This window comes from Streptomyces sp. NPDC037421 (assembly GCF_055602105.1).
In genome coordinates this window covers 194,973-220,690 of the sequence record NZ_JBVJWV010000007.1, presented here as the reverse complement: position 1 = coordinate 220,690, position 25,718 = coordinate 194,973, and the positions used below count along the sequence as shown (strand labels likewise).

Here is a 25,718-nt window from a genome sequence, read left to right as displayed (position 1 = left end):
TCAGTACCGGGTGACCGCCAGGGCGCCGGTCTCCGTGCCGATCGCGATGTGCGGGCGGCGGCGCGGGTCGGCCCAGCGCAGCAGCTCGCGCATGGCGCCACGGGGGACGGAGACGCAGCCGGCCGTGGCGCCCTTGCCGTCCACGTGCAGGAAGATGCCCGCGCCGCGGCCGCGTACCGGCTGCTCGTAGTTGAAGCCGATGACCAGGGCGTGCGCGTACTGCTGCTCGTACGTCACCAGGTGCTCGGACTCGCCCGGCGCGCAGTCGGCGGGCAGCGGCTCCGTCCAGCGGTTGTAGGCGGCCGAGGCGTTGTCCTGGCACCACCACGAACGGTCCGTCACCCGCCGGTAGGCGTACTCCGTTCCGGCCGGGGCGTGCGCGATGCCGAAGGCGTACGGCAGCCCGTACAGGCCCGCCGGGGTGGTGTTCGTGCCCTGGACCCGGGTCGTGCCCTCGGTCAGGCCGTTCGCCCCGAACCGGGCGGGCGCGCTGCCCGCCTCGAACCAGCGGCCCGCGCGCCGGTCCCACCAGGTCAGCACCCCCGTCGTGGACCCGGGCGCGGGGGCGACGGCGGTGATCAGCTGGGTGCCGCCGCCGGTGTCGGCGAGGCGTTCGGGCAGCGGGTCGGGGCCGTACGGGAAGAGCCCGGCGAGGATCAGCGAGCCCGTGAGCAGGGCGGTACGCAGCACATGTCAGACCGTACGGCCGGCGGGGGCGCCGGACGCGCAGGCAGGCCGCGCGGCGGCGTCAGAGGTACAGGTGGCGGACGCCCAGGATCCGGGCCGCCCGCGCCAGCAGAACGCCGAGTTCCGCGTGGTGCGCCTCCCCCTCGTCGAGGGTGCTGAGCCAGTTCCAGTGGACCACGGTGCTCTGCGCCTGCCGGTGCAGGCCCGGATCCGGGTCCGTCAGCATGGCGACGGCGGCCCGCAGTTCGGCGCTCCCGCCCCGGCCGCGCAGCAGCCGGAACGCGGCCCTGCGGGTGTGCGCGGGCCGCTCGGGGCCGGTCAGGGCGGCCAGCGCGGCGGGGTCCAGCCGCTCGGGCGCGGGCCACGTGCACAGGCACAGCGCGGCCTCCCGGGCCACCGCCGCCGACGGGTCCTCCAGCAGCGCGAGCAGCACCGCGTCCTCGACGGCGAGGCCCAGCCGGCGCAGCGCGGCGAGGGCGGCGGCCCGTACCGCGCCGTCGGGGTGGTCCAGCAGGGGGTACAGCTGCGGCCCGTCGTCGTCGTGTTCGGCCACCTCGCGGAAGCCGGTCACCGCGTGCCCGGTCACCCGGTCCGGGTCCGTGACGAGCGCGAGGTAGTGCGCGTACGGGTCGCCGCCGTCCTGGCCCAGCAGCCAGCGCGCGCAGGCCCGGACCCGGACGGACGGGTCCGCGAGGTGGTCGACGGCCTCGGCCGCCCGCCCGGCCCGGCGCAGCGCGGTGACCCCGGCGGCCCGCACCGCCGCGAAGCGGGAGCCGAGCAGGGCGTCGACCGCCCCGTCGTCCGGCCCGCCGGCGGCCATCGCCGCCAGCGCGGCGTCGGTCCACGCCCGGGCCGTCACCGGGTCGGGCTCGGTGGCGGCCCGCCGGGCCGTCTCCCGTACGCCGAGCCGCCCGGCGGCGAGGGTGAGGCGGGCGCCGAAGCGGCGGGTCGTCAGGTCGGCCGCCCCGCACATGCGCTCCAGCAGGCCGTCGCGCTGCCCGGGCGTCAGCGCGTTCCAGCTCCACGTCGTACAGGGCCGACCGGGGCGCCACCAGGCGGCGAGGAGGGAGTAGCGCCCGGACAGGGCGGCCTCCAGCTGCTCCACCGCCCAGCCGCCGTGCTCGCGGCCGCCCATCCGCAGGACGAACGGGGTGATGCCGGTCAGCACCTCGGCGGGGTACTTGGCCACCAGCCTGCCGAGGACCCTGCGGGCGCGGTCGCGGACCTGCGGGACCCAGTCGGCGCACCGGATCAGGACGAGCTCGAGCGGCGGGAACCGCCACGCGGCGAGCGCGGCCGCGCGCATCCGCCCGTCGGGGTGGCACAGCCGGGCCTCCAGCCGGCCGCTGCCGGCCGTCGGCCCGTGGGAGGAACGCTGGAGGCGGCGCACCTCCTCGTCGAAGGCGATCCAGGCCTCCGGGCCGTTGCCCCGGAGCCGGTCGGCTACCCGGGAGGCGTCCCCCTCCAGCAGCCCCTCGGCCACCTTGTGCCCCCATGACGCGTTCTCGGCCGCGCTCCACATGCGCCCTCCCCGGATCGTTTGCGCCCGATCGTAGGCGGCCGCGGGCGGAGCACGCGCCCGATATACGGGCAGGTCAGCGGCGTGGCCCCACCCCTCGATTGACGAAACATACGGAGCAATGCATAGTTATGCCAATACTGCGGCCGGTCACGACGGCGCGTCGCGTCGCGCCGTGAATCGTTTGACGCTGTACCGAGACGGCCTCCCCGCTTCCTGCGCGGCGGGGAGACCGTCGCACCACCACCCTCATGAGGAGCAGTAGCTGTGAGCAGCAACAACGGTGACGTCCGGCTCTGGGGCGGCCGGTTCGCCGACGGCCCGTCCGAGGCCCTCGCGAAGCTGTCCGCGTCGGTCCACTTCGACTGGCGCCTCGCGCCGTACGACATCGCCGGCTCGCGCGCCCACGCCCGCGTGCTCGCCAAGGCGGGCCTGCTCACGGCCGAGGAGCTCGACCGCATGACCGCGGGCCTCGACCAGCTGGAGGCGGACGTGGCCGACGGCTCCTTCACCGGCACCATCGCCGACGAGGACGTGCACACCGCCCTGGAGCGCGGCCTGCTGGAGCGGCTCGGCCCCGACCTCGGCGGCAAGCTGCGCGCCGGCCGCTCCCGCAACGACCAGGTGGCCACCCTCTTCCGCATGTACCTGCGCGACCACGCGCGGATCATCGGCGGGCTGGTGGCCGACCTCCAGGACGCGCTGGTCGGCCTCGCCGAGGCGCACCCGGACGTGGCGATGCCGGGCCGGACGCACCTCCAGCACGCCCAGCCCGTCCTGTTCGCCCACCACGTACTGGCCCACGTGCAGTCCCTGTCCCGGGACGCGGAGCGGCTGCGGCAGTGGGACACCCGGACCGCGGTCTCCCCGTACGGCTCGGGCGCCCTGGCCGGCTCCTCGCTCGGCCTGGACCCGGAGGCGGTGGCGGCCGACCTCGGCTTCGAGCGCGGCTCGGTCGGCAACTCGATCGACGGCACGGCCTCGCGCGACTTCGTCGCCGAGTTCGCCTTCGTCACCGCGATGATCGGGATCAACCTGTCCCGGATCGCGGAGGAGATCATCCTGTGGAACACGAAGGAGTTCTCCTTCGTCACCCTCCACGACGCCTTCTCCACCGGCTCGTCGATCATGCCGCAGAAGAAGAACCCGGACATCGCGGAGCTGGCGCGCGGCAAGTCGGGCCGCCTCATCGGCAACCTGACCGGCCTGCTGGCCACCCTCAAGGCGCTGCCCCTCGCCTACAACCGGGACCTCCAGGAGGACAAGGAGCCGGTCTTCGACTCCTGCGACACCCTGGAGGTGCTGCTGCCGGCCTTCACCGGGATGATGGCCACCCTCACGGTCAACCGGGAGCGGATGGAGGAGCTGGCTCCGGCGGGCTTCTCGCTCGCCACCGACATCGCCGAGTGGCTGGTCAAGCAGGGCGTGCCCTTCCGGGTCGCGCACGAGGTCGCCGGCGAGTGCGTCAAGGAGTGCGAGGGGCTCGGCATCGAGCTGGACGAACTCACGGACGAGCAGTTCGCGAAGATCTCGGAGCACCTGACCCCCGAGGTCCGCACCGTCCTCAACGTGCCCGGCGCGCTGGCCTCCCGCAACGGCCGGGGCGGCACCGCCCCCTCGGCGGTCGCGGTCCAGCTCACCGAGCTGAAGGCGGACCTGGTCATCCAGCACGCCTGGGCGATCCACAAGCAGTAGCCGGCGCGCCGGGGGCGGGGGAGCCGAGGGGCTCCCCCGCCCTTTCGGCGTTGCCGGCGGACGACGGTGACCGGTCACGGGGCCTCACCCGAGAAGATCAACCGGTCTGGCCGTCGGTCCAGTCCGCGAGGGCGTCGAAGTCCGCCCCGGTCAGGCCGATCCGCTCGTCCACGTACATCAGCAAGGCGTGTGCCGGGTGGCGCTGGTCCACGTACTCGCGGTCCATGGCCGTGATGTCGTCGTCGATCCACGCGAAGGGCCGCGGGCCCGCGTACTCCAGGACGTACTGCGTCTTCCAGAAGGTGCCGCGCGGCGCCCGGCCGTGCATCACCGGCCAGTCGATGAAGGGGAGCCGGGACAGCCCCAGGTGCGGCCCTATCCAGTCGTTCGCCTCGTCCTTCCAGGTGGTGGCCCAGACCAGGTCGTACGAGTCGGCCAGCGCGAGCAGCTCCGCCCCGTGGCCGTGGTTCAGCCAGACCCGCAGCGGCTTGCCCTCGGTGAAGCCCGTGGGCCGCATCCGGTGGGTGGTGTAGCCCTCGGGGCGGCGCTGGGCCTGGGCGGCGTAAGGGTTCAGGGGGCCGTCGACGTCGATCAGCAGCAGTGGCTTCATGACTCCAGGTTTCCTCTCGGGCTGCCCCTCGGGCAGCCTGTTTTCCTTGATCCGGTTGAAGGAATGAGACGGTGACGTCTCATTCGGGTTATGCTTGTCTCATGGCCATGGATCGTGACCAGGTGCTCCGCGACGCGGCGGCCCTGCTTTCCCGCAAGTCGACCGCGACGATGGACGAGGTCGCCCGCGCCGCCGGCATCGGCCGCGCCACCCTCCACCGGCACTTCGCCGGACGCGACGCCCTCGTGCGCGCCCTCGAAGACCTCGGCATCCGCGAGTTCGAGGGGGCCTTCGACCGGGCCCGCCTGGACGAGGGCACCGCCGTGGACGCCATCAGGCGGCTGATCGCCGAGACCGAGCCCAACGCCCAGCTGCTGGCCTTCCTCGTCACCGAGAACCAGCTCTTCGAGGGCGACCAGGTCAACGAGGGCTGGGCCCGCCTCGACACCCGCGTCAACGCGCTCTTCAAGCGCGGACAGCAGGAGGGCGACATCCGCATCGACCTGAGCCCCGCATGGCTCACCGAGGCCCTCTACGGCCTCGTCGGCAGCTGCGCCTGGGCCGTCATGGACGGCCGGGTCGCGGCCAAGGACTTCCAGTACATGATCACCGAGTTGCTGCTCGGTGGCGCACGACGGAGTGTGGAGTGATGAGCCGAACCGAACAGCTGAAGCGGGGGACGGGGGCGGAGGAGAAGAGCAGGGGGCGCTGGCTCGCCCTCTCCGTGCTCGTCCTGGCCGTCCTGCTGGTCGCGGTCGACGCCACCGTACTCGGCCTCGCGACCCCCTCCCTCAGCGAGGACCTCAAGCCGTCCGGCACCCAGCTGCTGTGGATCGGCGACATCTACTCCTTCGTCATCGCCGGCCTGCTCGTCTCCATGGGCTCCCTCGGCGACCGGATAGGCCGCAAGAAGCTCCTCCTCGCCGGCGCCACCGCCTTCGGCGCGGTCTCGGTCCTGAACGCCTACGCGACCAGCCCCGAGATGATGATCGCCGCCCGTGCCCTGCTCGGCGTGGCCGGCGCCACGCTGATGCCGTCCACCCTCGCGCTGATCCGCAACATCTTCCACGACCCGCGCGAACGCAGCCTCGCCATCGGCATCTGGGGCGCCACCGCCTCCGCCGGCGCGGCCGTCGGCCCCGTCGTCGGCGGAGCCCTGCTCCAGCACTTCTGGTGGGGCTCGGTCTTCCTCATCAACCTCCCGGTGATGATCGCCCTGGTCCTCGTCGGCATCCGGCTGCTGCCCGAGTCCAAGAACCCCGTCGCGGGCCCCTGGGACCTGATCAGCGTCGCCCTGTCCCTCGTCGGCGTCATCGGCGTCGTCTACGCCGTCAAGGAAGCCGCCACCCACGGCGCGACCCCCGGCGTCTGGACCGCCGCCGCCCTCGGCGCCGCCTGCCTCTACGCCTTCGTACGCCGCCAGTTCGCCCTGGCCTCCCCGCTGCTCGACATGCGGCTCTTCAAGCACCGCGGCTTCTCCGGCGCGGTCCTCGCCGACCTGCTGACCGTCTTCGGCCTCTCCGGGCTCGTCTTCTTCCTCTCCCAGTTCTTCCAGCTGGTGCAGGGCCGCGACCCCCTGGAAGCCGGACTCGCCGAACTGCCCGCCGCCATCGGCGCGGTGGCCACCGGCCTGGTCGCCGGCAAGTACGCCCGCAAGTACTCCGTACGCGTCATCGTCACCGGCGGCCTCGCCGCCATAGGCCTGGCCCTGTCGGCGCTCACCGTGATCCACCGCGAGACCGGGTACCCGCTGCTCGGCGCCGCCCTGCTCGTCGTCGGCCTCGGCGCGGGCTTCTCCTTCACCGTCACCGCCGACGTGATCCTCTCCAGCGTCCCCAAGGAGCAGGCCGGTTCGGCCTCCGCCGTCTCCGAGACCGCGTACGAACTCGGCGCCGCCCTCGGCATCGCCCTGCTCGGCTCCGTCGTCACCGGCGTCTACCAGGGCTTCACCGCCCCGGCCTCGGTCCCCGCCCCGGTGGCCGACGCCGCGCACGAATCGCTCGGCGGCGCCGTGGAGGCCGCCCGCGCCCTGGACCCGCAGACCGCCCACACCATGGTCGGCGCGGCCCAGGAGGCCTTCGTGGACGGCCTGCGGCTCGCCTCGGGCGTCGGCGCCGCCGTCCTGCTGGCCACCGCCGCGGCCGCCTGGTTCCTGCTCAAGGGCCAGGAGCTCCAGGAGGGCGTCGAGCACTGACGCACCGCCAGGCGGCGCTACCCCGGACGGATTTCGCGGAATTGACAGCCCGTCGGACGCCGGGACACCATCCCGGCGATGGAGATCAACGACCTGACCCCGGCCGAACGCCGCGTCGTCGACGCCTTCCCGCGCGGCGAGGCGGTCGACTTCCGCGAGAACCCCGACGAGACCTCCCACGACGGAGCCGCCTGGGGCCCCGGGCGCACCGTCCGCGCCGAGGTGCTGCGCAACCTCCTCGTCGGGGGCGCCGCCGACGAGGGGCACGTCGCCGGGATCAAGCTCTACGGCGCGAGGATCACCGGCAAGCTCGACCTGAAGTACGCGGTCGTGGACCACCCGATCCGGATGCGGTCCTGCTGGTTCGAACGCAAACCCATGATGTACGGCGCCCAGCTGCGCGCCCTCGTCCTCGGCGACTCCACCCTGCCGGGCCTGACCGCCGCCACCGTACGCGTCGAGATCGTGCTCAGGCTCTCCGGCTGCCGCATCGACGGCCCCGTCCGGCTCGCCGGCGCGAAGATCGCCGGAGGTCTCTTCCTCCAGGGGGCCGTCATCCGGCAGGGGAGCCAGCCCGACGAGGCCGACGAGCCGCCGCTCCAGCTGAACCACGCCGAGATAGGCACGGACATCATGGCCGACGGCCTCACCGTCCACGGCCAGTTCCGCATCAACGGAGCCGGCGTCGCCGGCCAGATCAGCCTCGACGGCGCCAGGCTCGTCAACCCCGGCGGCATCGCCCTGCACGCCGAGACGCTGACCGTCGGCAGCGACGTACGCGGCCACCGGCTGCACGCCGAGGGCATGGTCAACCTCACCGGCGCCCGCATCCCCGGCCAGCTCTTCCTGGGCCGCGCGAGCCTGTCCAACCCCGGCGAAGTGGCGCTGCGCGCCAGCTCCGCGGTCATGGGGGAGTTCTGGCTGCGCAAGGCCCCCACCATCGACGGCATCGTCAACCTGCGCCGCAGCCAGTTCGACATGCTCTGGGCCGAACCGTCCGTCTGGCCGCCCCTGGTCCGCACCGACGGGCTCAGCTACCGGCTGCTCCACCCCCACCTGCCGGCCGAGGAGCGCCTGCCGCTGCTGGAACGCGAGGAGGACGGCTACCTGCCGTACGCCTACGAGCAGCTGGCCGCCGCCTACCGCACCGTCGGCGACGAGGCGGGCGCCCGCACCGCCCAGCTGGCCAAACTGCGCCGCCACCGGCGCACCCAGCCCCGGCACACCCGGCTGTGGGGCCTGCTCCAGGACGCCACCGTCGGCTACGGCTTCCGGCCGATGCGCGCGGCGGCCTGGCTGCTGGCGCTGACGGTCACCGGGACCGTCGCGTACGGGATCACACCGCCGCGGGCGCTGAAGGCGGGGGAGGCGCCGGAGTTCAACCCGCTCTTCTACACCCTCGACCTGATGCTGCCGATCATCGGCTTCGGCCAGGAGGGCGCCTTCGCGCCGGCCGGCTGGTACCAGTGGCTGTCGTACCTGCTGATCGTGACCGGCTGGGTCCTCGCCACCACCACGGCGGCGGGCGTCAGCCGGTCACTCCAGCGGCAGTAGCCGGCTTCAGGCCGCCTTCGCCTTGGTCGCGTACATGTCCACGTACTCCTGGCCCGACAGCCGCATGACCTCGGCCATCACCGAGTCGGTCACGGCGCGCAGCACGTAGCGGTCGCGGTCCATGCCCTCGTAGCGGGAGAACTCCATCGGCTCCCCGAAGCGGATCGTGACCCGGCCCGGGCGCGGCATGCCCGCGCCGCCGGGCTGGAGCTTGTCCGTGCCGATCACCGCGAACGGGACCACCGGGGCGCCGGTCATCAGGGTCAGGCGGGCGATGCCGGTGCGGCCGCGGTACAGCCGGCCGTCGGGGGAGCGGGTGCCCTCGGGGTAGATCCCGAAGATCTTGCCCTCCTCCAGGATCCGCCGGCCCGTCATCAGTGCGGCGACGCCGCCGTTCGCACCGTCCCGGTCCACCGGGATCATGCCGGAGCCGGTGAAGAACCACGCCATCAGGCGGCCCTTGAGGCCCTTGCCCGTCACGTACTCGTCCTTGCCGATGAAGTGGACCGTGCGGTCGCACACCAGCGGCAGGATCATCGAGTCGATGAAGGTCAGGTGATTGCCCGCGAGGATCACCGGACCCGTCCCCGGGATGTTGTCGAGCCCCTCCACCTTGGTACGGAACATCAGGCGCATGACCGGTCCGACAGTGGCTTTGATGAGCGCGGTACGGAACAACGTGAGCCCTCCGGCATCGAAAAGCGGCTTTCGCACCACACGGCGGTAGTGCAGGTGAGGACGATACTCGCGGGTCGCCCCTGTTGGCACATCGGGTTCACGAGGTGGATACGCAGTGTTGACACACGTTTGCGCCATGTTCCGGCGGAGCCCACCCCCGCGCCACCCTCCTTTGCCTACCATCGCCACGCCGATCGGGGCCTCCACGCCCCCCGGAGATCCCGGGGCCGCGGGCCCGGTCCAGAACGAGGAGTGGCACTGATGACACAGGGTGGGGCAGCGAGGCGCACGGTGCTCGGAGCGGCCGTACTGGCGGCCGGAACCGGAATCACCGGACTGACGGCGGGCACCGCCTCGGCCGCCCCGGGCGAGCAGGGAGAGCGGCAGGGCGAGAACGGACACGGCGACGGCGGCGGCTACCGCGACCTGCCCGTCCCGCTGGTCATCGGCCACCGCGGCGCGAGCGGCTACCGCCCCGAGCACACCCTCGGCTCCTACCAGCTGGCCCTCGACCTCGGCGCCGACGTCATCGAGCAGGACCTCGTCCCCACCAAGGACGGCCACCTCGTCTGCCGCCACGAGAACGAGATCGGCGGCACCACCGACGTCGCCGACCACCCCGGGTTCGCCGCCCGGCGCACCACCAAGACCGTCGACGGGGTCTCCGTCACCGGCTGGTTCACCGAGGACTTCACCCTCGCCGAGCTGAAGACCCTGCGCGCGAAGGAACGCATCCCCGCCGTCCGCCAGCGCAACACCCTCTACGACGGGCGGTGGGCGGTGCCCACCTTCGAAGAGGTGCTGCGCTGGGCCAACCGCGAGGGCCGGCTGCGCGACAAGCGCATCTGGCTGCACGTCGAGACCAAGCACCCCACCTATTTCCGGGGACTGGGCCTCGGCCTGGAGGAGCCCCTCGCCAGGCTGCTGCGCCGCTACGGGCGTGACGGCCGCGACGCCGCCGTGTTCCTCCAGTCCTTCGAGCCCTCCAGCGTTCAGCGGCTCTCCCGCCTGGTGTCCGCCCCGCGCGTGGTGCTGCTCTCCGCCGCGGGCACCCGCCCCTGGGACTTCGAGGTGGCCAAGGACCCCCGTACGGTCGCCGACCTGGTCAAGCCCGAAGGCCTCAAGTGGATCGCCGGCTTCGCCCAGGGCATCGGCCCCACCCTCGACCTGGTCGTGCCGCGCGACGCGGCCGGCAAGCTCGGGACCCCCACCACCCTCGTGCGCGACGCCCACGCACAGGGCCTGGTCCTGCACCCCTACACCGCGCGCAACGAGAACAGCTTCCTGCCGGCCGAGTACCGCAAGGGCACCGACCCCGCCGGCTACGGAGACGCCTTCGGCGCCTTCAAGAAGTACTTCGAACTGGGCATCGACGGCATCTTCACCGACAACCCGGACACCGGACTCCTCGCCGCGGAGGCCTTCCGCCCCGGCCGCGGCGTCAACCGCTAGGCCCCCGCCCCCGAACGGGTGGGCCGGGCCCGGCGGGGAAACCGCCCGGCCCGGCACCCGCGTCCCGCCCGGCATGGACCTGATACAGGAACCCGACCTGCTCACGGAACTGGGCCCGCTGCTCTCCGCCGAGGCCGCCGCGGAGGCCCCGGCCGCCGGAGTGGAAGCCGCCGACCTGGAACAAGCCGTCTGGGTGCGGTTGCTGGAGCGCGGCCCGCGCGCCTCCTTCCCCACGGGCCGCGCCCGCTGGCTGCGGCGGGCGGTGCGTGCCGAGGCCCGGCTCGCCCGGCGGCGGGCGCGGCGGGAGGTCCCGTACGGCGCGACCCCGGCGGACGTGGCCGGCGAGCCCGAAGACGCCCTGCTGCACGGCGAGGAGAACCGGGCCCTCCGATCGGCGGTCGCCCGATTGCCGGGACGCTGTCCGGAGCTGATGGCCGCACTTCTGTCGCCCAGGGACCTGACTTACCGTGAAATCGCAGGAGAGTTGGGTATCTCACAAGGAAGTTTGGGACCGGTACGTTCCCGTTGCCTGGGATGTCTGCGCAGAATGCTGGCTGTCGAGGTTGCGGTTCCTGACCCGTGGGGAAAGGAGCGGTAGACCGGAGAGCCACCAGGTGAGCGGGAGGCATGCGCACATGGGCATGAGCGTGACCATTTCGGCGGCGGCCGCCGAAGACGCCGAGCAGATTTTCAAGCTGCAGTATCTGGCGTTCCAGCGGGAGGCCGAGCTGTACGGCAACTACCTCATCCAGCCCCTCACCCAGTCCCTGGACTCCCTGAAGGCGGAGCTGGCCGAGGACACCGTCCTGGTGGCCCGGCTCGGCGACGAGGTGGTGGGCGCGGTGCGCGGCAGCGTCGGCGAGGACGGCACGGCGAGCATCGCCAAGCTGTGCGTACACCCGCGCCTGCAGGGCCACGGGCTGGGCGCCCGGCTGCTGCGCGGGGTCGAGGAGGCCCTCGCCGGGCACGGCGGCACGACCCGCTTCCGCCTGCACACGGGCCACAAGAGCGAGTCCAACCTGCGGCTCTACCGCAAGGCCGGCTACGCGCAGGTCGGCAACCGCACCGCCTCCGACGGCGTGCGCCTGGTCATCCTGGAGAAGGACGCCAAGGACACCGACTACGCCGTCAGCGCGTAGCGGCCGTCCGGTCCGGGGGTGTTCCGCAGCGACGGCGGGACGCCCCCGGACCGGTTCCACGGTCCCGGGGCCTCAGGGCACCGGGACCGCACGGCTCAGCGCTTGGAGCGGAGCCAGAGCATTCCGGTGACCGGCAGGATCACCGGGATGAAGAGGTAGCCCATCCCGAACTCCGACCACACGGTCGCGTCGGGGAAGGCCTCGGGCCGCACCAGCGTCCAGGTCCCGACGGCCAGCACGCCGGCGAGTTCGACGGCGCAGCACACGAGCGCCGCCCGGCGGGCCTTCTCCCCGCCGCGCACCAGCGAGTACGTGATGAAGGCGTAGGCCACGGCCGCCGCCGCCGACAGGGAGTACGCCAGCGGCGCCCGGTCGAACTCGGTGGAGATCTGGTAGGCCGAGCGCGAGAGCGCGCCGACCACCATCACCCCGTAGAGCCACACCAGCAGCAGCCCCGGACCGGAGACCAGTCGCTTGCGCCCGGCGGGCGGGGCGGTCGTCGTGTCAGGCACCGGATCCCCAGATGTCGTAGAGCCGTACTTCCAGCACGGCGAGGACGACCGCGCCCGCGGCCACCGTCACCGAGCCCCACTTGGTGCGCTCGGTCAGCGAGAGCATTCCGGCCGCCGGGACCGCCGCGAAGGCACCCAGCAGGTAGGCCACGAAGATCACCGTGCCCTGTCCGGGCTTCTCGCCCCGGGCCAGCTGGACCAGGCCGATCACCAGCTGCGCCAGGACCAGCACGGTCACCACGGCCATGCCGATGAAGTGCCAGTCCTTGGTCGGCTGGTCCCGCCATGCGGCGTGGCCGCACCAGGCGGCGAGGGCGAGTGCGGCCGCACCGATGGCGACCGTCAGGGCGACGAGCATGCAGCGAGGGTATTACGGGCCTAAACACCCGATGCGCCCGCCCCTCGCGCGTGCTTCCCCGGAACGCGTGCGGGCCGTGGCCTTGACCACAAGGCACCCGGCCGCCGAGCCCGGCGCGGACGCGGCCGTCAGGGGCTTCCCGGCCGTGTCCGCGCTGGTCAGCGGTGCTGGACTCGCGCTGGAGCCGGAGGGCCGAAGCTGACTGGTTCAGTCCAATCCCGTCCGGAATGTGACCGGATTACGTCCGCTATCCGGACAGCATTGATCGGTGAGTCGCCATGTCTGCTTTACTGGGGCACATGACCACGACGAGCAGCCGCACCCTTGCGACCGAGGCGACGATGACGCCCGGTGCTCGTTGTATGTGTCGAATGTGCGCCTTCTGAGGGCCCCTTCACGCAGTCCCGCGCCCCGAAGCGAGACCGGCCGAGCAACTCCGCCACCCCAGTCGCACCACACCGCCGACTGATCCCCGGTACGGACCGCTCCTGCCCCGCGCACGCGTCGACCCCATCGTTTTGTGACGGTTAGACCCGTATCGCGTCCCCAGATGTTTGCCCCGTGCACGGCATCCGCACCCCGTGCACTCGACAGCGACGGAAATCCTGTGATCACCACATCGGGCCTCACGAAGGTCTACCAGTCCCGTGGCCGCGAGGTCACCGCCCTGGACGGCGTCGACCTGCACGTCCGCGAGGGCGAGGTCTACGGAGTCATCGGCCAGAGCGGCGCCGGCAAGTCCTCCCTCATCCGCTGCGTGAACCTGCTGGAGCGCCCCACCAGCGGCACCGTCACCGTGGACGGGGTCGAGCTCACCGCCCTCGCCGGCCGCGGCCGCCGCGCCGGCAGGGAACTCCGCGAGGCCCGCAGCCGCATCGGCATGGTCTTCCAGCACTTCAACCTGCTGTCCTCGCGCACCGTCCAGGCCAACATCGAGCTCCCCCTGGAGATCCTCGGCGTCTCCGGCCGCGAACGCTCCCGCAAGGCACTGGAACTCCTCGACCTCGTCGGCCTCGCCGACAAGGCCAAGGCCTACCCCACCCAGCTCTCCGGCGGCCAGAAGCAGCGCGTCGGCATCGCCCGCGCCCTGGCCGGCGACCCCAAGGTGCTCCTCTCCGACGAGGCCACCAGCGCCCTCGACCCCGAGACCACCCGCTCCATCCTCCAGCTGCTGCGCGACCTCAACCGCCAGCTCGGCCTCACCGTCCTGCTCATCACGCACGAGATGGACGTGGTCAAGGCCGTCTGCGACTCCGCCGCCCTCATGAAGCGGGGCCGGATCATCGAGTCCGGCACCGTCGCCGAACTGCTCGCCACCCCCGGCTCCGAGCTCGCGAGCGAACTCTTCCCGGTCAGCGGCGCCGCCACCGGCCCCGACCGCACCGTCGTCGACGTCACCTTCCACGGCGAGGCCGCCACCCAGCCGGTCATCTCCCAGCTCTCGCGCACGTACAACATCGACATCTCGATCCTCGGCGCCGCGATGGACACCGTCGCCGGCCGCCAGATCGGCCGCATGCGCATCGAACTGCCCGGCCGCTACGAGGACAACGTGGTGCCCGTCGGCTTCCTGCGCGAGCAGGGCCTCCAGGTCGACATCGTCGACGACGACTCCGACCTCGACTCCGAGATCGCCGCACTGGTCAAGGATGGTGCCAAGTGACCTGGTCCGAGATGCAGCCCCTGCTCACCCAGGGCACCTACGACACCCTCTACATGGTGCTGTGGTCCACCCTGGTGACCGTCCTCGGCGGACTGCCCATCGGCATCCTCCTCGTCCTCACCGACAAGGGCGGCCTCCTGCAGAACCAGCCGCTCAACAAGGTCCTCGGCGTGATCGTGAACATAGGCCGCTCGCTGCCGTTCATCATCCTGCTGATCTTCCTGATCCCGGTGACCACCGCCGTCGTCGGCACCTTCATCGGCCCCACCGCCATGATCGTCCCGCTCGCCATCGGCGCCGTCCCCTTCTTCGCCCGGCTCGTCGAGACGGCCGTCCGCGAGGTGGACCACGGCCTCATCGAGGCCGTCGAGTCCATGGGCGGCGGCGTCCCCACCCTCGTCGGCAAGGTCCTGCTCCCGCAGGCCCTGCCCTCCCTGGTCGCCGGCGTCACCACCACCGTGATCACCCTCGTCGGCTACTCCGCCATGGCCGGCGCCGTCGGCGGCGAAGGACTCGGCTCCAAGGCCATCACCTACGGCTTCCAGCGCTTCGAGACCGGCTTCATGTTCGCCACCGTCGCCGTCCTCATCGCCCTCGTCACGGTGATCCAGCTGATCGGCGACGGCGTGGTACGCGTCCTCGCGCGCCGCGGCCGGACAGCCTGAGAGAACCTCCCAGACTTCCCCACAAAGGAAAGCCCGCACTTGTCGTGCTTGGGCCACCACCCCGCGAAACACCCGCGAAAAGCAAGAAAGGCACTCTTCGTGCGCAAGAACACCAAGCTCACCGCCATCGCCGCCGTCTCCGCCGCGCTCGCCCTCGGCCTCACCGCCTGCGGCAGCTCCTCGGACCCGTCCACGGCGGCCAAGACCGACGGCGGCAAGGTCGACGAGACCAAGCCGCTGGTCATCGCGGCCTCCCCGAGCCCGCACGCCGACATCCTGAACTTCGTCAAGGACAAGCTCGCGGCCAAGGACGGCCTCAAGCTGGAGGTGAAGGAGTTCACGGACTACGTCCTGCCCAACACCGCCACCGATCAGGGCCAGGTCGACGGCAACTACTTCCAGCACAAGCCGTACCTCGACGACTTCAACAAGAAGAACGGCACGCACATCGTGCCCGTCGTGAACGTCCACCTGGAGCCCCTCGGCCTCTACTCCAAGAAGGTCAAGGCCCTCTCGGACATCAAGCCCGGCCAGACCATCGCCGTCCCCAACGACACCACCAACGAGGGCCGCGCGCTCCAGCTGCTCGCCGCCAACAAGCTGATCACCCTCAAGGACGGGGTCGGCACCAGCGCCAAGCTGTCCGACATCACCGACAAGAAGGGCCTGGAGTTCAAGGAGCTGGAGGCCGCCACGGTCCCGCGCGCCCTGAACGACGTCGACGCCGCCGTCATCAACGGCAACTACGCCCTGGAAGCCAAGCTCTCGCCCGCCAAGGACGCCCTGGTCCTGGAGAAGGCCGAGGGCAACCCGTACGCCAACTTCCTGGCGGTCAAGGACGGCAACCAGAACGACCCGCGCATCCAGAAGCTCGCCAAGCTCCTGAACTCCGACGAGGTCAAGAAGTTCATCGAGGAGAAGTACCAGGGCTCGGTCATCCCGGCCTTCGGCACCCCCGGCGCCTGACCCAAGACCGCCTGGTAGACGCCGGATTCCCGGCCCCGCGCACCCCCTCGGGCGCGCGGGGCCGCGGGCTGCCCGGGGTCTGCCCGCTTCCGGGCAGCCCGGCCCTGCACATCACCGGGCCGATGCTGCATGCTGTGGCCTACGACCCGCACGAACGGTCCCGCACGAACGGTCCCGCACCACGGTCCCAGGCATGGAGCTGCGCATGACTACCACCTTCCCGGACGTCACCATCAGCACGGACCGGCTGGTGCTGCGCCCCTTCGACGAGGAAGACGTCACCGCGCTCGCCGAAATGATGAACGACGAGCAGGTCACCGCCTGGACCACCGTCCCGCACCCCTACACCCACGCCGACGCCCGCGCCTGGGCCACCCTCCTCTCCCACGCCGAGCGCACCGAGGGCCGCGGCATCGTCTTCGCCGTCACCGAGTTCCTCACCCAGCGCCTCGTGGGCATCGTGCACCTCCAGAACACCAACTGGCGCACCCGCACCACCGAGGCCGGCTACGTCACCGCCCCCTGGGCCCGCGGCGAGGGCTACGCCAGCGAGTCCGTTCTTGCCGTGGCCCAGTGGCTCCTGCGCGACCAGCGCTTCGAGAGACTCGAACTGCGCACCGCCGCCGACAACACCGCCTCCCAGCAGGTGGCCCAGAAGATCGGCTGCATCAGCGAAGGCGTCCTGCGCAACGTGGCGATAGTGCGGACCCAGACGGCCGACGGCGCCTGGGCCGAGGCCCGCACCGACCTCATCGTCTGGAGCCTGGTCCCCGAGGACCTCGACGACGCCGACGAGTACGACGTGTACGAGAGCCGCCACGCCCACCCCGGCCCCTCCGGGCGCCCCGGCCACGACGACGGGTACCCCCTGCGCCAGCGCGCCGACGCGCACGGCTACGCCGTCGGCGCCGACCGGCACTGACCCGATGACCGGGTAGTCTCACCGTGCCCCCCTGAAACCCCCTGACGAGGCCGAAGCGCCGACGCGGCCGCCGCAAGGCACGGCCGGAGACGCCCCCAGCCCCCCACCCCCCACCTCAGGAGACCGACGACGATGGCCGACCGGGTCACGGTGATCGGATGGGACGGCTCCCCCCTGACCGCGGCCGCCCGCTCCGCGCTCTCCGCCGCCACCCTCGTGGCCGGAGCCGCCCACCACCTCGCGCTCCCCGAGATCCCGCCCGGCGCGGAACGCATCCGCCTCGGCAGCCTCGGCCTCGCCGCCCGCCGCATCGCCGGCCACCGCGGCACCGCCGTCGTCCTCGCCGACGGCGACCCCGGCTTCTTCGGCGTCGTCCGCACCCTGCGCGCCCCCGAACACGGCCTCGAAGTCGAAGTCGTCCCCGCCGTCTCCGCCGTCGCCGCCGCCTTCGCCCGCGCCGGAATGCCCTGGGACGACGCGCAGGTCGTCGTCGCCCACCCCCGCACCCTGCGCCGCGCCGTCAACGTCTGCCGCGCCCACACCAAGGTGGCCGTCCTCACCTCACCCGGGGCCGGCCCCGCCGAACTCGCCCTGCTCCTCGAAGGGATCCACCGCACCTTCGTCATCTGCGAGGAACTCGGCACCGACCGCGAACGCGTCACCGTCCTCACCTCCGACGCCGCCGCCGACCACAGCTGGCGCGACCCCAACGTCGTCATCGTCATCGGCGGCGCCGGCCACGCCCCCGCCACCGCGGACCCCGGCTGGCTGCTCGGCCGCGGCCCCGGACCCGCCCCCGTACGCGGCTGGGCCCGCCCGCAGCCCGCCGCCGACGGACCCCGGCCCGGCGAAGGGGAATCCGTCCAGCTGCGCGCCGCCCAGCTCGCCCGGCTCGGCCCCCGCACCGGAGACCTCGTCTGGGACATCGGAGCCGGCTCCGGAGCCCTCGCCGTGGACGCGGCGGCCCACGGCGCCGCCGTCATCGCCGTCGACGCCGACCCGCGCGCCTGCGAACGCGTAACCGCCGCCGCCCGCAGGCGCGGTGTCCAGATCCAGGTGATCACGGGCCGCGCTCCACACGTACTGGAGAACCTCCCCGAACCCGACGTGGTCCGCGTCGGCGGCGGCGGACCCGCCGTCATCGCCGCCGTCGCCGAACGGCGCCCCGAACGGATCGTCAGCCACGCCTCCACGCGCGACGAGGCCGAGGCCATCGGACGCACCCTCACCGAACACGGGTACGCCGTCGAGTGCGCGCTGCTCCAGTCCGTCGGCCTCGACCCCCGGACCTGGGCGGAACAGGAGCGTTCCGTGGTGTTCCTGCTGGCAGGCGAACGCCCCGTGAACCGCTGACGCGGAGCCCGGGGTAGGCTGGCCGATCGTCGTACCGCCCTGGTGGACGCGCGACGTGGCGCAGTCCACAGCGGACCGTGCCGGTTTCTGGCCGACACGGAGGCCGACGAGCGCGACAATGCTCAGGAGTTGTTGTGCGTGCGCACGCGAGACGGCGCACCGCGCGACGACCCCGCACGGCAAAGTCCGCGCGGCGGGCCCGTTGGGCGGCCGGGCGATCGAAGAGGCAACACCGATGGGCGAGGGGTACGCATGACTGACACCGGCCAGGTCCCGGGCGAGGGTCACCCGGACAACACGGGCATGGTGGATCAGCAGGGCATCCCCGCTCCGGTCCCGCCGATGCCGCCCCTGCCCCCGATGCCGCCGCAGGCCCCGGCCGGCTACGCCTTCCAGGACCTCGTGGACGACCCGTCCGAGGCCGAGGACGAGGAACTGCTCCTGATGCCGAGCGGCCACGGGCAGGGCTCCTGGAGCGACCCCCAGGTGGTCCCGCCGGTCCCGGCCTTCCCCGGCGAGTTCCCGGCGGAGCCCGTCTACACCGAGTACCCGCAGGCCCCCGCCGCCGGTTACCCCGAGCCCGGGCACCTCGGCTTCCCGGACCCCGGCTACCCCGAGGCCTTCCCCGCGCCCGGACAGCCCGCACCCGGCTTCCCCGAGGCGGGCTACCCCGCCCCCGGCTCCTTCGCCGACCCCGCCGCGTACAGCGCGGGCGCGCACGAGACCGGCGGCCGCGACTCCGGCTCCCTGGACCTCGGCGGGCTCGTGGTCCCGCCCCCGGCCCCCGCCGCCGCGCAGGTTCCGCCCGCCGCCGCCGTGATGCCGCCGCGCCGCCCGCTGCACATGGGCCCGCCCGTGCCCGACGCCACCGGGGGAGTCGTACGCTCCCTCGCGGACCGGGGCCCGGCCGCCGCGCCGGTGCCGCCCGCCGTCGCCGTGGCACCGGCCGCGCCCGTGGCCCCCGGCGTGCCGATGGCCGCCGCGGTGCCGCAGCCGGCCCCGGGTGTGCCCCAGGCCGCGCCCGCCGAGCAGGCCGTTCCCGTCGAGCAGGCGGCGCCCGTCGAGCAGGCCGTCCCCGCCGAGCAGGCCGTTGTGCAGGCGCAGCCCGTCGTGGCCGAGGCCGTTGCCGCGGAGCCCGCCGTGGCGGTCGAAGCCGTCGAAGCCGCCGCCGTCGCGCCGGAGCCCGTTGCCGCGGAGCCCGTCGTGGTGCTGGCCCCCGAGGTGGCGGCCGCAGCCGCTGCCGCCGCTGTCGCGGCTGCCGCCGAGGCCGCCGCGCAGGGTCCCGAGGCCGTTCCGGGGCCCGAGGGTGCGCCGGTGGACCCGGCTGCCGTCGCCGCTCCCGCCGCCGTCCCCGGCCCCGAGTACCTGGACCTGCCGGCCGCCCCGCCGCAGCTCGGCGAGGTCCCGCCGCAGGCCGGCACCCCGTGGACGGTCGCGCCGGCCGACCCCGCTGCCGCCGCCGAGCCCGTCGTGGTCCTGGCCCCCGCCGTTCCGGCCGCCGCCCCGGCCGCCGAGGCTCCCGCTGCCGCCGAGGCTCCCGCCGCTCCCGCCGCTCCCGCCGAGCCGGCGCCGGAGGCCGCCGCCGAGGCCGCTCCGGCCGTCGAGGAGGCCCCCGCGGCTCCCGAGGCCGCCGTTCCCGCCGCCGACACCCCGGCCGAGGCCGTGCCGCCGGCCCCGGAGGCCGCACCCGCCGCCGAGGCCGCGCCCGAGGCCCCGGAGCCCGCCGAACCGGCGCAGGCCGCCGGGCCGGGCGAGGCGCCCGTCGCCGTGCCGGCCGTCCCCGCCGAGCCGCTGGGCCCGGCCGAGGGCGTCGAGCAGGCCCCCGCAGAAACGGTGGTGCAGGCCGAGGTCCCGGTCGAGGCCCCCGCCGAAGCCGCCCCTGAGCCCGCGGCCGAAGCCGCCGGGCCGGTGGAGGCGCAGCCCGAGCCGGTGGAGGCCGTACAGCAGCCCGCCGAGGCCCCGGAGCCCGCGGAAGCCGAAGCCGCCGAGGCCGCCGAAGCCGCCGAGGCGGCGGCCGTCCCGGCGGAGCCCGTGGGCGAGCCCGCCCCCGGTTACGCCGACGCGGAGCGCGAGGCCGTCCTGCGCGTGATGCGCGAGCGCCGCGACATCCGCAAGGGCTTCCGTACCGACCCCATCCCGCACGAGGTGCTGCTGCGCGTCCTGGAGGCGGCCCACACCGCGCCCAGCGTCGGCCACTCGCAGCCCTGGGACTTCGTCGTCATCCGCTCCGCCGAGACCCGCCGGACGATGCACGAGCTCGCCCAGAAGCAGCGCGAGGCCTACGCCAAGTCGCTGCCCAAGGGCCGGGCCAAGCAGTTCAAGGAACTGAAGATCGAGGCCATCCTCGACACCCCGGTGAACATCGTCGTCACCGCCGACCCCACCCGCGGCGGCCGCCACACCCTCGGCCGGCACACCCAGCCGCAGATGGCCCCGTACTCCTCCGCCCTCGCCGTCGAGAACCTCTGGCTCGCCGCGCGCGCCGAAGGCCTCGGCGTGGGCTGGGTCAGCTTCTTCGACGAGCGCGAGATGGTCCGCGCGCTGGGGCTCCCCGAGCACCTGGAGGTCGTCGCCTACCTGTGCGTCGGGTACGTGGACGAGTTCCCCGAGGAGCCGGAGCTGATGCAGGCTGGCTGGTCCCAGCGCCGCCCGCTGGCCTGGGTCGTCCACGAGGAGACGTACGGCCGCCGCGCGCTGCCGGGCGAAGCCCCGCACGACCTGCTCTCCGAGACCGTCGCCAGCATCCGCCCGCTCGACGCGAAGGCGCTCGGCGAGGCCTGGGAGCGGCAGAAGCGCATGACGAAGCCGGCGGGCGCGCTCGGCATGCTGGAGATCATCTCCGCGCAGCTGTCCGGCCTGTCGCGGGTCTGCCCGCCGCCGATCCCGGAGCCCGCCGCCGTCGCGATCTTCGCCGGTGACCACGGTGTCCACGCCCAGGGCGTCACCCCGTGGCCCCAGGAGGTCACCACGCAGATGGTGGCCAACTTCCTCGGCGGCGGGGCCGTCTGCAACGCCTTCGCCAACCAGGTCGGCGCCGAGGTCTGCGTCATCGACGTCGGCGTGGCCGGCGACCTCCCCGCCACCCCGGGCCTGCTGCCGCGCAAGGTCCGCCCCGGCACGGACGACCTGTCCGTCGGCCCCGCGATGTCCCGCGAGGAGGCCATCGCGGCCATCGAGGTCGGCATCGAGACGGCGCGCGATCTCGTCGCGGCGGGCAACAAGGCGCTGCTGACGGGCGAGATGGGCATCGCCAACACGACGGTGTCGGCGGCCCTGATCTCGGTCTTCACGGGCGTCGACCCGGCCGAGGTCACCGGGCGCGGTACCGGCATCAACGACGAGACGCACGCGCGGAAGGTCGACGTCGTCCGGCGTGCACTGGAGCTGCACCAGCCCGACCCGAACGACCCGATCGGCGTCCTGGCGGCCATCGGCGGCCTGGAGCACGCTGCGATCGTCGGCCTGCTCCTGGGCGGCGCCTCCCTGCGCACGCCGGTCATCCTGGACGGCGTGAGCGCCGGCGCGGCCGCCCTGGTGGCCCGCGCCATCGCCCCCGAAGCCCTGTCGGCCTGCATCGCGGGCCACCGCAGCGCGGAACCGGGCCACGTGGCCGCCCTCAACAAGCTCGGCCTGCGCCCCCTGGTCGACCTGGACCTCCGCCTCGGCGAGGGCACCGGCGCCCTCCTGGCCCTCCCCCTGGTCCAGAGCGCGGCCCGCGCGATGCACGAGGTGGCCACGTTCGACTCGGCGGGCGTGACGGAGAAGTAGCCCCGGCACCGGCCTGAGCCCCCGCCCCGCTCAACGGGGGGCGGGGGCTTTGCCGTACGCGGCCACGGTGCGGGCCCGCCATCTCCCCCTCGACCCCCCGGGGCGGGGCGGTGGTTGCCCACCCGCCTCCCCGGGTGCGGGTGCGGGTGCGGTGGGTGGGGGAGCGGGGTGCCGGCTGGGCGGTGTCAGGGATGGTTTGGGGGCTTCCCGTCAGTCCCATCGTCCTTCCGTGTCGGGCCGGCCAGTCAAGGGCGCTCCCTGCGGTCGCGTCACTGCGTGATCGCCTTCGGCGACCCTTGACAACCCGTCCCGCCCCGGAAAGACAAGGACTGCCGGGAAGCCCCCAAAGGAATGGTCACGGTGGACAGGGAAGGGACTGGCCTGTCAGTGATGAGGCGACGGGGCCGGGGGTCGGCCTGCCGGGCATCCGGGCCCACATGGTCCTGATTCCGGGTCGGCGGGTGCGGCTACCTGCACGAGAGGTTGACCAGAGCCCCCTGCGGAGCACCCAGGCGCAGCAGATCGCTACGCGCTCCTGCCGGCCGGGCGTCCGCGGCCCGTCTGGGGCTGGTCGTCGGCGGGCTGGACGTTGTCGACAGCGGTCGTGAACTCCCGGCCGGACGCTCCACGGATGTAGGCCAGCTCCATCCAGCGTTCGATTCCGGTGTCCGACACGTTCTCGTTGATCACGGCCATCAGCTCGCCTTCGACGCCCGAGGCGATGTCGCGGACACGGCGGCGAAGGAGGCGGTGCGGCACGTACTCGTAGTGGTCAGGCACTGGGCGGCCTTTCCCCTGCGGGGAGTTCTCCGTTGTCGTCGTTCGGCCTGGGGAACGTGGCGAAGAACCGTTGCAGGCCGCGCGCGGCGCGGGCCATCAGTTCGCAGGACGGTTCGCAGCAGCCAGGCGATGGAGATGGCGGGTTGTCGTTCATCGCCCTCCTTCGTAGAGGTCGCCCGCCAGTCCGAGGTGGAGCCGGCAGGTGGTGTCGATCGGGGTCCCCGACGTCGTGGCACGGAAGGTACGGGTCTGCGCGGAAGCGGTCATCCGGATCCTCTCTCGGAGGGGCCGTTGGGCGGCCCGTCAGATCTCTCATCTGGGACCGTAGATGCGGCAGTGGGATGCAACGAGGACACATCAGAGGACATCTCGCGGGAGTACCGTCGTCTTCAGATCTGGCAGCTCGGCTGCAGTCCGCCCTTGGGGGAGCGATGTCCCGGATTCCCGGAAACCCGGCCTTTCGTGCCGCCCGGCTGGAGCGCGGATGGCACAGCCAGGCCGACGTGACCGCCGCCTACGCCGCCCACGCGGCTGCCCTGGGCGAGCCGGGCCACATCGACGTACGGCAGGTGCGACGGTGGGAGTCGGCGAAGCCGGGCTGGCCCAACACCGAGGCGAGGCGGGTGCTGCGCGCCATGTTCGGGCTGCCACTGGAGCAGCTCGGCTTCGTCCCGCCCCACAGTGCGAGGGCGGAGTCTTCGGACCTGACCGGGGAGGATGCGGTGCGCAGGCGTTCATTCCTGCAAGGGGTACTCGGCGCCGCATCCCTGCTCGGGCCGGCCGGGCAGGACCGGCTGGCCGCCGCGCTGGCCCAGGCCCGCCGCTACAGTGACCACGCCCTGGTCGGGCACCTCCGTACCGCGCTGGACGCGGCGGCCCGCGCTGATGGGAGCACCGGGCCTCGGCAGGCCCTTCCGGCTGCGACGGAGCTCCTGGCTGTCGTCGACCACCTTGCTCGTGAGGCTTCCCCGTCCGTACGGAAGGAGCTGTTGGGAGTAGGCGCGAGGGCGGCCGAGTTCACAGCCTGGCTCCATCGCGACGCCGGTGCCCCGGCGCACGTCACGGTCTTCTTCCACGACCGGGCCGTCGAGTGGGCGACCGTGACCGGCGACGGTTCCATGCACGCCTACGTTCTGCTGCGCAAGGCGCAGGCAACCGATCGCCACGACGCCGCCCGCATGTTCGACCTCGCCCATGCTGCCGCCCATGGACCCTGGAAGCTGCCGCCCCGGGCTCAGGCCGAGGCCCTTCAGCAAGAAGCACGCGCTCTGGCCCTCACCGGAGCGCCGCCGGACACCGTCGCCCGTACCCTCGACCGAGCCCATCAGGCGCTTGACCAAGCAGGAGAAGCCGAACCCGCGAGCTGCACCGGACCCCTGTGCGCGGGATACACCCGGGACCGGCTCATGGCGCAGAGCGCGATCAGTCATCGCGAAGCCGGGCAGCCCGGCCGCGCCGTCGACCTCCTCCAACAGCACCTCGCCCATGGCGCGTTCGCCCCGAGGGACCGCGCGTTCTTCACCGCCCACCTCTCCGGCGCCCTTGCTGCCGCAGGCGAACCCGACCAGGCAGCCGCCATCGGGATGTCCGCGCTCCGTCTCGCCGCCGCTCCTGGGTTTGGACAAGCCCTCGGCGAGCTTCGCCGCGCTGCCGCCCAGCTACGCCCCCACGCACGACGACCCGCCGTACGAGAACTCCGGCAGGCGTTGACAGCAGTGACCGTCTAGGCGGACAGGAATCCGCTCACCCGGTCGATGACCTGGGCTTGCCAGATCTGCGTCTGCGGGTGGGCGTACCCGGGGTCGTCGTGGATCGCGAAGCCGTGCTGGGCACCGTCCAGCTCCAGCAGCTCGGCCGCCGCGAAGACGGGCAGGTACCGTCGGGAGGATTCCACCGGGACGAAGGTGTCCTTCGTCCCGTGCACCAGGAGGACGGGCGCTCGGACCGTCTTCAGGTAGACCTCCGGATCCAGGTAGAACACCTCGTTGTGCAGGGCCCGGCCCAGCTCGAACGGCGACTTCTCGGTATAGCCGTGCGCGTTCAGATCACGGGCGGCAGTGGCGGAGATGTAGTCACCGTCGAAGTACGGGCGGCTGTCGACGTAGCGGTCCCGGTAGTCCAGGCGAGGGTTCAAGAGCACCAGCCGCTCGACGTCCTGCGGCCGCCACGCCGCGTGCAGCGCGGCCGCTCCACCGGAGAAGGACGCTGCGATCACGTGCGGCGGGCCGGCTGCTCCCGTTTCCCGGCGAAGGTGATCTCCGGCGGCTCTGATGTCGTTGGCGACCCCCGCGATGGTGATGTCCTGTGGCCGGCCCCCGCTCGCCCCGTGCGCTCGCAGGTCGAACCGCAGGGACTGCACGCCAACTGCGGCGAGGCCCTTGGCCAGTCGGCCGAAGAAGCCCCCTTCCTCTCTCGTCACACCGGCGCCGTGCACCAGCACGGCCAGCCCCGCCGTCTCCGCCGTGGACGGAGCCGTCACCGTCCCCTCCAGCTCCGTACCGTCGAGCGACCGGAACCGAACTTCCCACTCAGAGGCCATGCCCCTGATGGTAGGGAGCGGGAGGGGCTTTCGGACGCCAAACCGGACAGCCTTCGCCGCGCCTGTCGGGTCCGGCGGTCCGTCTCGTCGTCCTCTCGTGCGGGTATCGGCACAAGACGGCCGTCGGACGCCAGGCAATGAGGAGCGCGTAGCGATCTGCTGCGCCTGGGTGCTCCGCAGGGGGATCCGGTCGGCAGTTGGCGCGGGTAGCAGACTGCCCCGGCCCCGGCCCCGATCCCGGCCCTGGGCCCGGCCCCCGGCCCCGGCCCCCGGCCCCGGCCCCCGGCCCCGGCCCCGGGCCAGGGATCCAGGGGCCCGGATGCCCGGCCGGCCGACGCCCGGGCCCTCGCCTCATCGCTGAGGGGCCGTCCCTCCCCCTTGGACCGTGACCGTTCCTTCGGGGGGTTCCCGGCAGTCCTTGTCTTTCCGGGGCGGGACGGTCTGTCAAAGGTGGCCGAAGGCCATCGCGGAGCGACGCGACGAAGGAGCGCCCTTGACAGGCCGGCACGACACGGAAGGACGATGGGACTGACGGGAACCCCCCGGACCTTCTCCGATCCGGGCCGGCGGGGATCCCGTGCCCGTGGTCCCGACCAGCCGAAACCCCCTCCCCGAACTTCGCCCCCGCAGGTACCAGCAGCGCCGATGGGTCGTATCGTGGTCC

The 25,718-nt window shown here is 73.0% G+C and carries 22 protein-coding genes; 14 read left to right on the top strand and 8 right to left on the bottom strand.

Annotated elements, in window-relative coordinates; genetic code table 11:
• Entirely contained in the window at positions 1-687 is a 687-nt protein-coding gene (locus tag ACZ7IF_RS13815; RefSeq protein ID WP_470969318.1) for a L,D-transpeptidase family protein, read from the bottom strand.
• 61 nt (positions 688-748) lie between these two features.
• Positions 749-2,209, bottom strand: a complete 1,461-nt coding sequence (locus ACZ7IF_RS13810; RefSeq protein WP_470968952.1) for a hypothetical protein — start codon at positions 2,207-2,209, stop codon at positions 749-751.
• A 264-nt stretch (positions 2,210-2,473) separates the two neighbouring features.
• On the opposite strand from ACZ7IF_RS13810, the gene argH reads away from it, so the two are divergent.
• A complete protein-coding gene (gene argH / locus ACZ7IF_RS13805) occupies positions 2,474-3,901 on the top strand; it encodes an argininosuccinate lyase (protein ID WP_470968949.1) in 1,428 nt (475 codons plus the stop codon).
• Positions 3,902-3,998: 97 nt separating this feature from the next.
• On the opposite strand, the gene ACZ7IF_RS13800 is transcribed toward argH, so the two are convergent.
• Positions 3,999-4,511 carry an HAD domain-containing protein gene (locus ACZ7IF_RS13800; protein WP_470968945.1) on the bottom strand — a complete coding sequence of 171 codons (513 nt, stop codon included), beginning with the start codon at positions 4,509-4,511 and terminating at the stop codon, positions 3,999-4,001.
• Between the two features lie 101 nt (positions 4,512-4,612).
• Between ACZ7IF_RS13800 and ACZ7IF_RS13795 the strand changes: the two genes are divergently transcribed.
• The 3 genes from ACZ7IF_RS13795 to ACZ7IF_RS13785 all read left to right on the top strand — a co-directional run bounded on the left by ACZ7IF_RS13795 (position 4,613) and on the right by ACZ7IF_RS13785 (position 8,259).
• A complete protein-coding gene (locus ACZ7IF_RS13795) occupies positions 4,613-5,161 on the top strand; it encodes a TetR/AcrR family transcriptional regulator (protein WP_125820565.1) in 549 nt (182 codons plus the stop codon).
• The gene (locus tag ACZ7IF_RS13790; protein WP_470968938.1) at positions 5,161-6,705 is read left to right on the top strand and encodes an MFS transporter; all 1,545 of its coding nucleotides are present in this window, start codon (positions 5,161-5,163) and stop codon (positions 6,703-6,705) included. Before ACZ7IF_RS13795 ends, ACZ7IF_RS13790 begins: the two co-directional genes overlap by 1 nt.
• A gap of 78 nt (positions 6,706-6,783) precedes the next feature.
• Positions 6,784-8,259: a membrane-associated oxidoreductase gene (locus ACZ7IF_RS13785; RefSeq protein ID WP_470968935.1), complete on the top strand. Its 1,476-nt coding sequence runs from the start codon at positions 6,784-6,786 to the stop codon at positions 8,257-8,259.
• A 6-nt stretch (positions 8,260-8,265) separates the two neighbouring features.
• Here the strand turns inward: ACZ7IF_RS13785 and ACZ7IF_RS13780 are convergent, their stop codons facing one another.
• Positions 8,266-8,886, bottom strand: coding sequence for a lysophospholipid acyltransferase family protein (locus ACZ7IF_RS13780; protein WP_470968931.1), 621 nt, complete (start codon positions 8,884-8,886; stop codon positions 8,266-8,268).
• A gap of 312 nt (positions 8,887-9,198) precedes the next feature.
• On the opposite strand from ACZ7IF_RS13780, the gene ACZ7IF_RS13775 reads away from it, so the two are divergent.
• From ACZ7IF_RS13775 to ACZ7IF_RS13765, 3 genes are all read left to right on the top strand, one after another.
• Complete coding sequence (locus ACZ7IF_RS13775) at positions 9,199-10,389, top strand: glycerophosphodiester phosphodiesterase (RefSeq protein ID WP_470968928.1); 1,191 nt, start codon at positions 9,199-9,201, stop codon at positions 10,387-10,389.
• Between the two features lie 73 nt (positions 10,390-10,462).
• Positions 10,463-10,987, top strand: a complete 525-nt coding sequence (locus ACZ7IF_RS13770; RefSeq protein WP_470968925.1) for an RNA polymerase sigma factor — start codon at positions 10,463-10,465, stop codon at positions 10,985-10,987.
• Positions 10,988-11,024: 37 nt separating this feature from the next.
• On the top strand, positions 11,025-11,528 hold the full coding sequence (locus ACZ7IF_RS13765; protein WP_470968922.1) for a GNAT family N-acetyltransferase: 504 nt from the start codon (positions 11,025-11,027) through the stop codon (positions 11,526-11,528).
• 95 nt (positions 11,529-11,623) lie between these two features.
• On the opposite strand, the gene ACZ7IF_RS13760 is transcribed toward ACZ7IF_RS13765, so the two are convergent.
• Both ACZ7IF_RS13760 and ACZ7IF_RS13755 read right to left on the bottom strand, forming a co-directional pair.
• The gene (locus ACZ7IF_RS13760) at positions 11,624-12,040 is read right to left on the bottom strand and encodes a hypothetical protein (RefSeq protein WP_470968919.1); all 417 of its coding nucleotides are present in this window, start codon (positions 12,038-12,040) and stop codon (positions 11,624-11,626) included.
• Positions 12,033-12,398, bottom strand: a complete 366-nt coding sequence (locus ACZ7IF_RS13755; protein WP_470968916.1) for a hypothetical protein — start codon at positions 12,396-12,398, stop codon at positions 12,033-12,035. Before ACZ7IF_RS13755 ends, ACZ7IF_RS13760 begins: the two co-directional genes overlap by 8 nt.
• A gap of 607 nt (positions 12,399-13,005) precedes the next feature.
• Between ACZ7IF_RS13755 and ACZ7IF_RS13750 the strand changes: the two genes are divergently transcribed.
• The 6 genes from ACZ7IF_RS13750 (at position 13,006) to cobT (ending at position 21,735) form a co-directional block, all read left to right on the top strand.
• Positions 13,006-14,061 (top strand): methionine ABC transporter ATP-binding protein, encoded by a 1,056-nt coding sequence (locus ACZ7IF_RS13750; protein WP_470968911.1) that lies wholly within the window; start codon positions 13,006-13,008, stop codon positions 14,059-14,061.
• A complete protein-coding gene (locus ACZ7IF_RS13745) occupies positions 14,058-14,726 on the top strand; it encodes a methionine ABC transporter permease (RefSeq protein ID WP_470968908.1) in 669 nt (222 codons plus the stop codon). The genes ACZ7IF_RS13750 and ACZ7IF_RS13745 overlap by 4 nt, the downstream gene beginning before the upstream one ends.
• Positions 14,727-14,825: 99 nt before the next feature.
• Positions 14,826-15,692 carry a MetQ/NlpA family ABC transporter substrate-binding protein gene (locus tag ACZ7IF_RS13740; RefSeq protein WP_470968902.1) on the top strand — a complete coding sequence of 289 codons (867 nt, stop codon included), beginning with the start codon at positions 14,826-14,828 and terminating at the stop codon, positions 15,690-15,692.
• A gap of 205 nt (positions 15,693-15,897) precedes the next feature.
• Positions 15,898-16,614, top strand: coding sequence for a GNAT family N-acetyltransferase (locus ACZ7IF_RS13735; RefSeq protein WP_470968896.1), 717 nt, complete (start codon positions 15,898-15,900; stop codon positions 16,612-16,614).
• A 132-nt stretch (positions 16,615-16,746) separates the two neighbouring features.
• Entirely contained in the window at positions 16,747-17,967 is a 1,221-nt protein-coding gene (cbiE, locus tag ACZ7IF_RS13730) for a precorrin-6y C5,15-methyltransferase (decarboxylating) subunit CbiE (protein ID WP_470968889.1), read from the top strand.
• Between the two features lie 252 nt (positions 17,968-18,219).
• Positions 18,220-21,735 (top strand): nicotinate-nucleotide--dimethylbenzimidazole phosphoribosyltransferase, encoded by a 3,516-nt coding sequence (gene cobT / locus ACZ7IF_RS13725; RefSeq protein ID WP_470968883.1) that lies wholly within the window; start codon positions 18,220-18,222, stop codon positions 21,733-21,735.
• Between the two features lie 525 nt (positions 21,736-22,260).
• Here cobT and ACZ7IF_RS13720 read toward each other — a convergent pair.
• A complete protein-coding gene (locus tag ACZ7IF_RS13720; protein ID WP_470968879.1) occupies positions 22,261-22,515 on the bottom strand; it encodes a hypothetical protein in 255 nt (84 codons plus the stop codon).
• Between the two features lie 431 nt (positions 22,516-22,946).
• Here ACZ7IF_RS13720 and ACZ7IF_RS13715 point away from each other — a divergent pair, with 431 nt between their 5' ends.
• The gene (locus ACZ7IF_RS13715; RefSeq protein ID WP_470968874.1) at positions 22,947-24,242 is read left to right on the top strand and encodes an XRE family transcriptional regulator; all 1,296 of its coding nucleotides are present in this window, start codon (positions 22,947-22,949) and stop codon (positions 24,240-24,242) included.
• Here the strand turns inward: ACZ7IF_RS13715 and ACZ7IF_RS13710 are convergent.
• Positions 24,239-25,054 carry an alpha/beta hydrolase gene (locus ACZ7IF_RS13710; RefSeq protein WP_470968868.1) on the bottom strand — a complete coding sequence of 272 codons (816 nt, stop codon included), beginning with the start codon at positions 25,052-25,054 and terminating at the stop codon, positions 24,239-24,241. The two genes, ACZ7IF_RS13715 and ACZ7IF_RS13710, sit on opposite strands and share 4 nt — an antisense overlap.
• Between the last annotated feature and the right edge of the window lie 664 nt (positions 25,055-25,718).